Annotated in this window: 8 protein-coding genes and 1 riboswitch; of the genes, 1 reads left to right on the top strand and 7 read right to left on the bottom strand. The window is 70.4% G+C overall.

The genetic code is table 11. The features are described 5' to 3' along the window. Positions 1 to 2 precede the first annotated feature (2 nt). The 6 genes from AC3ETA_RS37885 to AC3ETA_RS37860 all read right to left on the bottom strand — a co-directional run bounded on the left by AC3ETA_RS37885 (position 3) and on the right by AC3ETA_RS37860 (position 6521). Positions 3 to 419, bottom strand: coding sequence for an aggregation-promoting factor C-terminal-like domain-containing protein (locus tag AC3ETA_RS37885; RefSeq protein ID WP_432197433.1), 417 nt, complete (start codon positions 417 to 419; stop codon positions 3 to 5). A gap of 340 nt (positions 420 to 759) precedes the next feature. Continuing rightward, positions 760 to 1596 carry an ECF transporter S component gene (locus AC3ETA_RS37880; RefSeq protein ID WP_432197432.1) on the bottom strand — a complete coding sequence of 279 codons (837 nt, stop codon included), beginning with the start codon at positions 1594 to 1596 and terminating at the stop codon, positions 760 to 762. Then, on the bottom strand, positions 1593 to 3410 hold the full coding sequence (locus tag AC3ETA_RS37875; RefSeq protein WP_432197431.1) for an ABC transporter ATP-binding protein: 1818 nt from the start codon (positions 3408 to 3410) through the stop codon (positions 1593 to 1595). Before AC3ETA_RS37875 ends, AC3ETA_RS37880 begins: the two co-directional genes overlap by 4 nt. Beyond that, positions 3407 to 4579: an energy-coupling factor transporter transmembrane component T gene (locus AC3ETA_RS37870; protein ID WP_432197430.1), complete on the bottom strand. Its 1173-nt coding sequence runs from the start codon at positions 4577 to 4579 to the stop codon at positions 3407 to 3409. The genes AC3ETA_RS37875 and AC3ETA_RS37870 overlap by 4 nt, the downstream gene beginning before the upstream one ends. A gap of 17 nt (positions 4580 to 4596) precedes the next feature. After that, positions 4597 to 5262 (bottom strand): SCO2322 family protein, encoded by a 666-nt coding sequence (locus AC3ETA_RS37865; protein WP_432197429.1) that lies wholly within the window; start codon positions 5260 to 5262, stop codon positions 4597 to 4599. Beyond that, complete coding sequence (locus AC3ETA_RS37860; protein WP_432197428.1) at positions 5259 to 6521, bottom strand: SCO2321 family membrane protein; 1263 nt, start codon at positions 6519 to 6521, stop codon at positions 5259 to 5261. Before AC3ETA_RS37860 ends, AC3ETA_RS37865 begins: the two co-directional genes overlap by 4 nt. A gap of 125 nt (positions 6522 to 6646) precedes the next feature. Further along, positions 6647 to 6741, bottom strand: a riboswitch (adenosylcobalamin-variant (AdoCbl-variant) riboswitch). Positions 6742 to 7324: 583 nt separating this feature from the next. On the opposite strand from AC3ETA_RS37860, the gene AC3ETA_RS37855 reads away from it, so the two are divergent. Further along, positions 7325 to 8248: an alpha/beta fold hydrolase gene (locus AC3ETA_RS37855; protein WP_432197427.1), complete on the top strand. Its 924-nt coding sequence runs from the start codon at positions 7325 to 7327 to the stop codon at positions 8246 to 8248. 79 nt (positions 8249 to 8327) lie between these two features. Here AC3ETA_RS37855 and fxsT read toward each other — a convergent pair whose 3' ends face one another. After that, positions 8328 to 12353 (bottom strand): FxSxx-COOH system tetratricopeptide repeat protein, encoded by a 4026-nt coding sequence (gene fxsT, locus AC3ETA_RS37850; protein ID WP_432197426.1) that lies wholly within the window; start codon positions 12351 to 12353, stop codon positions 8328 to 8330. Positions 12354 to 12358: the final 5 nt, after the last annotated feature.

Genomic DNA, 12358 nt, shown 5'->3' with positions numbered 1-12358 from the left:
GCTCAGTACCAGCCGTTGGACTGCCAGAAGCCCCAGGCGCCGCACGCGCTGCCGTAGCGGTCCTTCATGTAGTCCATGCCCCACTTGATCTGGGTGGCCGGGTTGGTCTTCCAGTCGGAGCCGGCGGAGGCCATCTTGTTGCCCGGCAGGGCCTGGACCAGGCCGTAGGCGCCGGACGAGGAGTTCGTGGCGTTGACGTTCCAGTCGCTCTCGTGGTCGACGATCTTGGAGAAGCACTGGTACTCGGTCGAGTCGCCGATCATCTTCTTCGCTATCGCCTGCGCCGAGGAGGACCCGTTCGTCGCGGCCTGCGAGGGCGCGGCGGCGAACAGCGTGCCGGCGGCGGCAGCGGCCAGCGTGACACCGGCGAGGGCCTTCTTCGGGGCGGAGGCGCGGCGGAGGAGAGAAACAGCGGACACGGGGGGCCTTTCTTCGGGGACAGGGCGTCGGGTGCGTGCCGGAGCCGGGCGATGCGATGCACGGCGGTGGCATGCGTCGGCGCCGCGGCCCTGAGGGCACGTCGGCGCCGTGCGACGTCATCCAGAGAAACAGGCCGGGAGTGTGTCCGCAATGAGCCCTTTTGCTAGTTGTGGTCGTATGCGGGGGTCGGGTGGCCTGTGTGACGTGGCTCTCTATGTGCAGGTCAGAGGTGTCGCGGGCGCGTACATGACATCCGATTTGTCCGACTAAGGCGGATCGTAGGTGACGTGGGTCATGTGGGGTGGTTCACCGCGTGTGTGACGGTCCGCACGGGGGCCCTCACCGTGCGGGTGCGTCGAACGTGACGGGGCTCTCGAAAGCGGCCCGCCGAGTGGCCCGGCGCAGGGCCCGGAGGATCACCGGCCCGAGGAGCAGGGTCAGTACGACGGTGGTGACGGCCCGGCCCAGGTCCCAGCCCAGGGAGGTGGCCAGGCAGTACGCGACGAAGCGGGCCAGGTTGAGGGACACGGAGGCGTCCGGGGAGAACGCGATGGACGAGGCCTGCCCCTTCATGAAGGTCCAGCCCGCCAGATTCGTGACGGTGCCATAGGCGAAGGCCGCCGGGAGGCCGTACGCGCACAGGAGCAGCAGTTCGCTCCGGCCGCGCAGCCGGTCGCGGTCCGGCAGCAGCCCGGCCCCCATGGTGAACCAGCCCATCGCGAGCATCTGGAACGGCATCCACGGGCCCACCCCGCCCGTGAGCAGCGCCGAGGCGAACATCGTGACCGAGCCCAGCACGAACCCGAAGCCGGGGCCGAGGACGCGGCCGCTCAGCACCATGAGGAAGAACATCGGCTCCAGACCGGCGGTGCCGGCGCCGATCGGCCGCAGCGCGGCTCCCGTCGCGGCCAGCACCCCGAGCATCGCGACCGCCTTCGGCCCGAGCCCCGACTCCGAGATCGTCGCCCCCACCACCGCGACGAGCAGCACGAGCAGGCAGGCGAAGAACCAGGGGGCGTCCTCGCTGTGCGCGATGACGGCCGACTCGGGCGGTGCGAGGAAGGGCCACATCAGGGCGGCGACACCCACCGCGCTGACGAGGGCGAGGGCGGCGACGGAGCGGGGGCCGAGGTGAACAGGGCGCGTCCGGCGCCGGGCGCTCTTCGTGTCGGTCATGCCAGGGCCTCCCGTACCTGTGTGACCGTGAGCCACTCCTGAGGGGCGAGGATCTTGGTGACCTGCGGTGCGAAGGAGGGGGAGGAGACGACGACGTCCGCGGTCGGGCCGTCGGCGATCACCTCGCCCTCGGCCAGCAGGACGACCCGGTCCGCGAGCTCGGCGGCGAGCTCCACGTCGTGGGTGGCCAGCACGATCGCGTGGCCCTGGTCGGCGAGGTCGCGCAGCAGGGACACCAGGCGGGCCTTCGCCGCGTAGTCCAGGCCGCGGGTCGGCTCGTCGAGGAGGAGCAGCGGAGGGCGGGCGGTCAGGACGACGGCCAGGGCGAGCGTCAGGCGCTGGCCCTCGGAGAGGTCGCGGGGGTGGGTGTCGTCTGTGATGCCCGGGAGGAGCTCCGAGACGAGGATGCGGCAGGTGCCGGGGCTGGCGCCGGCGTCGGCGTCGGCGGCCGCGCACTCGGCGGCGACCGTGTCGGCGTAGAGGAGGTCGCGGGGTTCCTGCGGGACGAGTCCGACGCGGCGGACCAGGTCTCGGGGTGGGGTGCGGTGGGGGACGGAGCCGCCTACGGAGACCGAGCCGGTGGTGGGTTCCACCAGGCCGACGAGGGTGTTGAGCAGGGTGGATTTACCGGCGCCGTTGCGGCCCATGAGGGCGACGGTCTCTCCGCGGGTGACGGTGAGGTCGACGTGGCGCAGGGCGCGGATCCGGTCGCGGGTCACGGCGAGTGCCTGTACCTCGGCGGCATGGGGAGATGGAGATGCCGGGGCGGTGGGGGTCTGTTTGCGGCGGAACCAGCGGTGGGGGGTGGGGGCGGCCGATGGGATGGGGGGTGCGGGTCGTCGGCGGCTGCGGGTCTGGTGTGGCTGGTCGCGCAGTTCCCCGCGCCCCTGAGCGGCGTTGGTGTGCCGTTCCTCGACCGGTTTCCGGCGGTCTTGAGCGGCGTTGGTGTGCCGTTCCTCGACCGGTTCCCAGCGGTCTTGAGCGGCGTTGGTGTGCCGTTGCTCGAGCTGTTGCCGTAGGTCTGCTGCCCTTCTGCGGGCGTCTCGGACCGTCAGGGGAAGCGGGCTCCAGCCGGCCAGGCGGCCCAGGGCGACGACCGGCGGGTAGACGGGGGAGACGGCCATGATCTCCGGCGGGGTGCCCAGAACCGGGGGCGTGCCGGGGGAGGGCAGGAGGGCGATCTGGTCGGCGTACTGCACGACGCGTTCCAGGCGGTGCTCGGCCATCAGGACCGTCGTGCCGAGGTCGTGGACCAGGCGTTGGAGGACTGCCAGGACCTCTTCCGCGGCGGCCGGGTCCAGGGCCGACGTCGGCTCGTCCAGGACCAGGACGCTCGGGTGCGGGGTGAGGACCGAGCCGATCGCCACGCGCTGCTGCTGGCCGCCGGAGAGGGTGGCGATGGAACGGTCGCGCAGATCGGCGAGGCCGAGCAGGTCCAGGGTCTCCTCGACGCGGCGGCGCATCACGGCCGGGGCCAGGCCGAGTGACTCCATGCCGTAGGCGAGCTCGTCCTCGACCGTGTCCGTGACGAAGTGGGACAGGGGATCCTGGCCCACCGTGCCGACCACGTCGGCGAGTTCACGCGGCTTGTGCGTACGGGTGTCGCGGCCGGCCACGGTCACGCGGCCGCGCAGGGTGCCGCCGGTGAAATGCGGCACGAGCCCGCTCACCGCGCCGAGCACGGTGGACTTGCCGACCCCGGACGGGCCGGCGAGCAGCACCAGTTCGCCCTCCGGGACCGCGAAGTCCACGCCACGGACGGTGGGTTCGGCGGCGCCGTCGTACGTCACGGAGACGTTCTCGAAGCGGATCACGACGGCTCCTTGGGGGCGGCGGGAGTGCGGGGCGTGGGGCTGACGAAGGCCGGGAGGAGGCCGAGGAGGACCGCTGCCGCGGGCCACAGGGGGAGGGCGGGGGCGACGAGGGGGATCACGCCGGGATTCAGGGCTTCCGGGGCACGGTGTGCGGCCAGGGTCAGCAGGGCGGCGACCGCCGCGCCGGAACCGGCGACCAGCCAGGCGTGGGTGTCCCAGCGGTCGGGGCGGTAACGGGTGCGCGGGGAACGCCGACTGCCCAGGCGCAGGCCCGCGAGGGCGGCGACGACTCCGGCGAGGAGGACCGGGAGGCCGTAGGTGCCGCCTTCGGCGGTGAGGAGCCCGTACGTCCCGGCGCAGACGCCCAGCAGGCCGCCGAGGGTGAGCGCGGTCGTCGTACGGCGGACGCGGGGCGGGACGTCGGCGGTACGGCCGTAGCCGCGCGCGTCCATCGCGGCGGCGAGCGCGACCGACCGCTCCAACGCCCCCTCCAGGACAGGCAGCGCCACCTGGAGGAGGCCCCGGACACCGCTGTCGGGCCGGCCGCGCAGCCGGCGGGCGGCGCGCAGCCGCTGGACGTCGGCGATGAGGTTGGGGGCGTAGGTGAGGGCGACGACGACCGCCACGCCGATCTCGTAGAGCGCGCCGGGCAGGGACTTGAGCAGGCGGGTGGGGTTGGCGAGGGAGTTCGCCGCGCCCACGCAGATGAGGAGCGTCGCCAGGCGCAGGCCGTCGTAGAGGGCGATGAGCACGGTCTCGACGGTGACCTTGCCGCCCAGGCGGATCCCCTGCGCCCAGTCGGGGAGGGGGATCTCGGGGAGGGCGACGATCACGTGGGTGCCGGGGAGCGGGGAGCCGAGGGCCACGGCGAAGACGAGGCGGATGAGGAGGACGGCCAGGGCCAGCTTGAAGAAGACGGAGTAGGAGCGGGCCCAGGGGGCGTTCGGGCGGCAGGTCGCCACGACGTAGGCGGAGGTCGCGATGAGGAGGGCGAGCAGGAGGGGGTTGGTGGTGCGGGTGGCGGCGGTACCGAGGGCGAGGGCCCAGAGCCACCAGGCGCCGGGGTGGAGAGGGGCGCGGTGGTTCGGGCGAAGGGCGGCGGCGGACGGCACCGGCCGGGCCGCCCGCCGCGTCTGCGCACCCCTGGGCGGCTCCGCACGGCTAGGCATCGCGAAGCTCCGCTCGGCTAGCCATCCCCGCGCCGCCGTGCCTGCCAGACCGCCGCCGCCCCCAGCACCACGACCACGGCGGCGCCCGCGACCAGGCCCAGCGAGAGCCCGCCGTCCGAGTCGTCCTCGGCCGCGGTGGCGGTCTGCCCGGCCGCGGTCGGCTTCCCGGTCTCCCGGCCGCCGCCCGACACCTGATCGCCGCAGCCCTTCCGCGGATACCCGGTGATCGCGCACAGCAGGGCGTTGGTGTCGTAGCGCAGGGGCTTGGCGACGGCCGCCAGGGCCTCGGCGGTCGTCGCGTCGGGAGCCACCCGGGCGCACGCGGTGCGGCGGGCAGGGGGCGTCTCGCCGGACGGGGCGTCGGCCGCCGTACCGAAGTCGATGATCAGGGCGACCCGCTTCCTGCCGTCCTCGGCGGGCGTCCTGGCGCAGATCACCGCGAACTCGGCCGCACCCCTGGGCTGCGTCGCGTCCTTCGAGTCCTCGCTCACGGCGAATCGGAAGCCCTGGACGTCACCGTCGGAGGGGCGGGCGAGGGAGGGGCCCTGGGTGGCGTAGATCCAGGTGTCGCCCTGGCGCTCCCAGAAGGACCAGTAGCGGTAGCCGGCCGCCTGCGCGCCCTGGGCCGCGCCGGTCAGCAGGACCAGCGCGGCCAGGAGCGGGGCGAGCAAGCGGCGGATCACGCCTGGGGGCCCTTCTTGCGGCCGCTCAGCAGGAAGCCGATGCCGACGCCGACGACGAGGAAGATGCCGACGTACCACCAGACACCGAAGGGACTGTCGCCCTTCTCGTCCTTCTCGGCGTCCTTGTCCGCGGCCTTTGTGGCGGCCTGCGGCGCGGGGCCCGTGGCGTTGAGCTGCTTCACCAGGTCGGCGCCGCCGAAGTCGCGGGGGTCGGTGCCGGTGGCGTGGGCGGCGAGGATCAGCTGGGCGTAGGCAGCCGGGCCGCTCTGCTTCGCCCACTTCGCGGAGTTCCGCTCCAGCCAGCGCAGCGGCTTCTCGGCGGCATCGGCACCGGAAAGGGCGGCCAGCGCCACGACCGCGTCGGCGGTGTTGCCGTAGTCGGGCTGGTCCTCGGCGCCCGGGAGGGCGGACGTGAGGTGGCCGTCCTTGGCGAGGGCGTCGGTGAGGTAGGCGGCGCCGTTGACGGCGGCCTGCTGCGAGGCCGGGAGACCGTCGCTCACGCATCGCGTGGCCGGCGCGTCCTTGCCGGGGCTCACGACGAGGCCCTTGCCGAGGGAGCCGAGGACGCCGGCCGCGGTGGCGTCGGCGTTGGCGAGCAGCTTGCCGTTCTTGTCGGGCTGGAAGGCGAAGGCGCCTGCGCCGTCGCCCTTGCACGGCAGGACGAGCTTGTCGAGCGCGTCGTAGGCCGTCTTCCCGTCCTTGCGGACGTCCGCCGGCTTCTCACCGGCGGCCGCGAGCGCGCCGATCACCACGGACGTCGAGTTGGTGTCGCTGGCCCCGCCCGGCAGGTAACCCCAGCCGCCGTCCTTGTTCTGGACGGACTTCAGCCAGGTCACGGCCTTGGAGGCGGCGGCGTCGTGCCCGCCGAGCGCGACGAGCGCCTGGACGGCGGCGGCCGTGTTGTTGGTGTCGACGAGGGTCTTGGCATCGCAGTCGGCGGCGGCGTCGGCACGGTAGGGCGCGAAGGCCCCGTTCGCGCACTGCTGCGTGAGCAGCCAGTCCACGGCCCCCTCGGCGGGCTGCACCCCGACGGTGTCCTGCGCGAGCATCGCGAGGGACTGCCGCCAGACGCCGTCGTAGGTGGGGTCGGTGGTGCCGTACAGCTCGGCGGGGTACGTCGGCTTCGCGGGCGCGGAGGGGGACGGCGAGCCGGCGGGGGACGGTGACGCGGACGGGGAGGAGTCGGCGGCTATGGCCGGCGCGGCCGCGCCGATCACGACGGCGGCGGCCAGGACCGCGGCGCTGCGACGGACGTACATGATCGGCGGGTGCCCTTCCCTAAGGGGAACCGGGCAGCGCAGGGGAGACCCCCGGCGGCTCGGCTCCGTATACCTCGACGGTGCCGCACTCCGGCGGACTGCCGGGGCGCGTGAGCCGGTCACTTCCCGTACGCGGCGATCCGGCTCACCGGCCTTCGACGACGACCGGTTCACGGTTGCGGGTCAGCGCCGGATTTGCACCGGCTTTCCCACGTACGGGTGTGATGACGACGGCGACACTCTACCCGGGGGTAGGCCGGGGCTGAGAGGGGGCTGTGGGCGGCGGAGGCGGGCCGGTGTCGAGGGAGGACGGGGGTGGCCGGTTCGGCTGGATTTCGCCCATGGATGTTGCAGGGGGTTGCCGAGCTTCGTGATGGGCGTGTGCATGATCCCGGCCGCGGCGTCGGCCCTTCCTCGCGGACAGTTCGGTATCGGCCGACGTCAGGATGCGAGACGGGTCGGGTGGCCCCATCATGTGGGTACTGCCCTCGGGTCGCGTGATCGCCGCCCTGGGGCGTTGCGATCACAGAAGTGTCAAACCAAACATGGATTTTGCGCCGAATGGCTATCGGTGTGGCTGGAATGACCTGCCGGAGGGTGGGAATCCTCTACCGTTTGGTCGGTGCGAGCGGCCCTTCGGGACGCGCAACCGTCACCCCGTGGCATTGCGTCTTACGGAAAACCCTTGGTCCGTCGCGAATGACGGCTGGTTTGTGTGTCGACTGGCGCTCTGACGGGCGGGATGCTGATTCTCCGGGTCCTGCTCCGGGCGGCCGCGGCGCTGGCGACGGGAGGCACACCTGGTGTTGGGAAGTGTCGAGAGCGGCGACGGCAAGAGGCTGCTCTTCTTCGAGACGTCGGGGGACCCGAAGGGCCACCCGGTGTTCTTGCTGCATGGCACTCCGGGCAGCAGGGTGGGGCCGCGTCCACGGACCAGCGTTCTCTACAAACTCGGCATCCGGCTCATCTCCTATGACCGGCCGGGGTACGGGGAGTCGCAGCGGTTAAAAGGCCGCGCCGTGCGTCACGCCGCCGCGGATGTGGCGGCCATCGCAGACCAGCTGAATCTTGGACCGTTCTCCGTGCTCGGCCGTTCCGGCGGCGGGCCGCATGCGTTGGCGTGTGCGGCGCTGCTTCCGGACAGGGTCGCCAGTGCTGCCGTTCTGGTCAGCATCGCTCCCCCCGATGCAGATGGGCTCGACTGGTTCGAGGGGATGGCCCCGTCCAACGTCATCGCCTACAAGGCCGCCCGGGCGGCTCTCCGCGATGGTTCCGAGGAGTGCTTGGAAAGGCTCAAGGCCAACCTGGCCAGCAATGCGGATGCCATTCGTGACAAGCCGGAATCACTGCTGGGGTTACTCACTCCGGAGATGCCCACGGCAGACAAGGCCGTGGTGGGACATGGTGGGATCCGAGGCCTACTCCTCGCCAACTACGAGACCAGTGTGGTGCGTTCCTCGTTCGGGTGGCTCGACGACGTGCTGTCCTTCCGGCTGGACTGGGGCTTCGAGCCAGGCAAGATCGTCGAAGTCCCGCTGCTGCTGTGGCACGGTGAGCACGACACCTTCTCGCCCGTCGGCCACTTCCGATGGCTTGCCGAACGCATTCCCTCAGCGACTGCCGTGCTGAAGCCGGGGGCGGCTCACTTCGCCGCGCTGCCGGCCGTACCGGAAATACTCGCTTGGCTACGTGACCGTGCTCGCGAGCGCTTCGGGGCCGCCGTGTAGCGGGTGCCGGCAGCCCGTCCGCGCCCGCGAAAGTGGTTCGTTGCGATGTGCTCGCCGACGTGGGCGAGCACATCGCAGATCAGATCGGGTGCGGGTCGAACTCCCAGCCCGACCGACTCCAATCGCGCAGGGCCAGAGCGCGGGGATGATCGGCCCCGAGTCGCGCAGTGATCGCGCCCAGCACTTCCTCACGCAGCCGGTCGGCCGCCTCGCTCTCTCCCAACTCGTTCAGGACCACCGCGAGGTTGGCCGCGCAGACCAGTGGGGCGGGGTGCTGGTCGTCGTTGAGGACATCGCGAAGCCGGTCCAGTACCTCCTCGTAGGTAGCGCGGGCCCGTCCACGCTGCCCCAGTGCGGCCTGGGCATTGGCCAGGTTCACCCGGCACATCAGGGTGAACGGGTGGTCGTCGTCGAAGATTGCCGCGAAAACCCTTGCGGCTTGCTCGGCGTGTGCCAGTGAGGAAGCCGCCTCGTTGGCCGTGTAGAGCAGCACGGCCAGGTTCGCGTAGCAGGCTGCTGTGTAGGGGTGTTGGTCTTGGAAGAACCGACGGCAGTCGTCCAGGACCCGGCGGGCCAGCTCGACGGCCTCTTCGGTACGACCCTGCGCGCCCAGGATCCCGGCCAGGCCCAGGTGGAGCAGCAACCGGTTGGGCGAGGCCGACCCTTCCTCGGAGGGAAGGTTGGACAGCACCGTGCGTGTCAGGTCTTCCGCTTCCTGGGCCCGGCCCATCTGGTGCAGGGCACCCGACAGCGCTTTGCCCGCGTTGATGGTGGTGGGAGCGGACGGGCCGAACTGCTGATGGGAGAGGCATTGGTCGTAGGTGCGCCGCAACGGAAGCTCGGATCCGGCGTAGTCGCCGCAGTCGAGCAGATCGCGGGCGTAACTGATGGTTGATGCCCGGGTGTAGGCATGTTCCGGGCCGAGGATCTTGTTGCGAGTCTCCATAGTCTTGCGGTCCAGCCGCAGAGCGTCCGTGTACTGCCCCAACACCCGTAGGCATACCGCGTAATTGTTGGCGGCCATGAGGCTGCGCGGATGGTCTTCGCCGAACAACTCCAGGAACTGCTCGTGGTTGAGCCGGTCGCGTTCCAGTGCCTCGCTGTAGCGGCCCAGACCGCGCAGGTCGGCAGCCACACCGCCGGACGTCATGAGGATGTGGAGGTCGTGCGGGCTGTCCAAGGCCGCTTCCTGGCGGTGCAGTACGTCCATGTCCAGCTCCAGGGCCTCTTGGTATCTGCCCTGGGCACGAAGGATGTTGGCGATCTGGAAGCCCATGTGCAGCACCCAGCGTTCGTCGGGTCCGCTGTGTTCGAGCCAGCCCTGATGCACGCGCGTGCTCAGGTCGTACGCCTGCTTCAGCTCGCCGCGGCGGCGCAACTGGCGAACTCGGTCCACGATCAGCTTCCGGATGCCGTAGTCGGGTGCTGTCAGGGCCCAAGAAGTTCCCAGGTGAGGCCAGATGATGCGGTAGCGCTCCCAGGTGTTGTGGTCCTCGGGGTCGTCCTGTTCGGGACGGGCGGCCACCAAGGTGCGGAAGACGACGTCCCGCGTGGCCTCCTGATCTTCCTCCGTCATGTTCAGGCGCACCGACATCTGCACCAGGCGGTGCACGCGGAGACTGCGTGACTTGCGGTCCACCGTCGCGAGCGAGAGTCGACTCAGCTCCTGGAACGCGCGCGCGATCATTTCCGTGCTGTCGAAGGCGCGCGGCCGGAACTCCTGATCGCGTGGGCTGTCCTGACCGGTGAGGGACTGTGCGATCTGCGTGCTCTGCAGCAGATCCATGGAGATCGGCTCGGGGCTGAACCAGGCGGCCAGTTTGAGGAGTTGAACCGCCGGCGGGAAGTTCTTGTTGAGCTGCCCGATGGCCACGCTCCAGGTCTTGGAGACGTCGAGGAGCCGGTCGTCAGGGCTCAGACCGGCCGTGTCGGCGGCGGGCTGGCGCTCGAGCAGTTTGACGTACTCCTGGGTCTGAAGGCCGCTCTCCTTGAGCACTGCGGCCGCGTGCTCGACGGCCAGCGGCAGATCGCCGAGGGCCGAAGCCACTTCGTCGGCCTCCTCGGTGCTGCACTCGGTGAGCCTGCGCTTGAGGTGCGCGACGCTCTCCTCGCGCTCGAACACACCGACATCGGCGATCTCCGCGTACCGTTCCCAGCCCTCGGAGCGCTGACTGGTGATCAGGACGTGGCCTGCCTTGCTGCTCACCAGCAGATCGGACAGATCGTTCACGTGCTCGACATTGTCGAGGATCAGTAGCCAGCGGCTGTAGGGCCGACCCAGACGCAGCGCATCCTTGACCGCGGCCGCCGTCGCCGTCGGGTTCTTGCGCTCGGAAACCTCCAGATGGCCTGCCAGCCCCGCGAACTGCTCCACTGCGAGGTTTCGCTGATCGGCCTGGATGTGCCAGACGACGTCGTAGTCGCTCTTGAAGCGGTGGGCGAACTCCAGGGCCAGCATCGTCTTGCCCACGCCACCCATGCCGCGCAGAAGCACCGTGCCGTTACCGGCCCGCAGCCGATCGCGCAGGTGTCCGAGCAACTCCTCGCGTCCGGTGAAGGACGGGTTGCGGATCGGCAAGGAGAACACGAAGGGCTCGGCCCCGGGGAAACGCGGGCCTCTGTCGCTTGCGGCGGCCGGGCTGAACAGCGGCTGTGTCGGGGCCTCCACGGCATTCAGCAGCGCCTGTCTCGCCGCCTCCTCATGGGGACCGCAACGGGCCAGATCGGCGGCGGCGCGATCGGAGAACGGAGGGCTCATCCGTACGTCGTCCACGCGCACGGTCACCAGGGTGCGCCGATTGCCCAGACCGTCGACGGCGTCGGTCGTCTCCCATGCCGCTCGTGCTTCCGCGGAGTCCCGGTAGGCGTGGGACAGGACCGCGAGAGTTCGGGTGGCCGACTTCCCTGTCGGACCAGGGGCGGAGCGTTCGGACGGATGAGTCGTACCGTTGGACACCAGATGCACCTGGAAACCCACGGACTTGAGCGTGAACTCGATCCAGTCGGCCCAGGTGCGATCCTCTGGTACAAAGCTGACATGGATGTCGGTGTTCTGCAGTGGCCTGGGCCGCTTGTACAGCGCGAGGACCCGCTTGCGCTCCGCGTCGTCCAAACGGGGGAACGCAGTGACGTCGCCGCCGGAGATGACTTCCGTCAGCCGCTCGCACGCGGCGAGCATGGAGGTAGGGCTGCCGGGAGCGTCCCTGAAGGGGGCCAGTAGTTCCTCGTAGGCATAGAAGGGCCGGTACGGGATCTCGACCTTGCCCCAGTACTCCTGGGCGTCCCAGGCACAGTGGCGGCGCACGATGTCGGCGAATTTCGCCCGCATCTGCTCCCGCGCCGCCTCCAGCCGGTCGGCCTCGCCGTTCGCGTCCTCCACGCGCATGGGGACCGGGATGATACGGATCCCGCGATATCCGTAGAGGCTGTCGATCTTCTGCGCCACGGCCTGTGCGCCGTCCATTCCCTGGCTGCTTGGGGTGAAGGCGACGACCAGGGCGTCCGGCAGCAGCACCGTGCACACGTCGGAGACGTCGCTCAGGCCGGTGCGGCTGTCGATCAGGACGTAGTCGTAGTTCTGGGTGAGTTCCTGCTTCAGGGCTTCGACGAAGACGGGTCCGTGCCAGGTGTGGTCCAGGAAGCGCATCCAGTCGAACTGCGAGTACGCCGACAGGTACTCCTTGTTCTGCGTGCCGGGCGAGACGTAATCCAGCCGGCCGCCGTTGGGGAATGCCCAGTCGATCGGGATGACGCAGTGATTGAAGTGGGCCTGTGTGGCCACCCAGGCCGCTTCGGCGGTCTCCCACTCGTCCTGTGCGTGTGTCTCAGGCTGCCTGCGCTGTTCCATCACCGTCTGGTTGAAGTGCAGGAAGAGGTCGATGATGCCTTGCGCGGTCCGTAACCGGTCCTGGTCGAGGAAGGGGTGCAGAAAGCGGTCGAGGCCGGGTGCGTCCAGGTCCCAGTCGACGACCAGTACCCGCTTGCCCCCCGATGCCAGGATCCAGGCGGTGTTGGCGAGGGACATGGTGCGGCCGGTGCCGCCCTTGTACGAATAGAAGGTGATGACCTTTCCTCGGGTCGTTTCCTCCGGACCCGAAGTACGCATCCCCG

It is taken from the genome of Streptomyces sp. bgisy027, from assembly GCF_057710365.1.
This window is presented reverse-complemented; position numbering and strand designations above follow the sequence as displayed.

Bases quoted from the DNA above. Each gene is read 5' to 3' on its own strand.
- AC3ETA_RS37880 (WP_432197432.1), bottom strand. From the start codon at position 1,596: ATGACCGACACGAAGAGCGCCCGGCGCCGGACGCGCCCTGTTCACCTC.
- AC3ETA_RS37870 (WP_432197430.1), bottom strand. From the start codon at position 4,579: ATGCCTAGCCGTGCGGAGCCGCCCAGGGGTGCGCAGACGCGGCGGGCG.
- AC3ETA_RS37860 (WP_432197428.1), bottom strand. From the start codon at position 6,521: ATGTACGTCCGTCGCAGCGCCGCGGTCCTGGCCGCCGCCGTCGTGATC.
- fxsT (WP_432197426.1), bottom strand. From the start codon at position 12,353: ATGCGTACTTCGGGTCCGGAGGAAACGACCCGAGGAAAGGTCATCACC.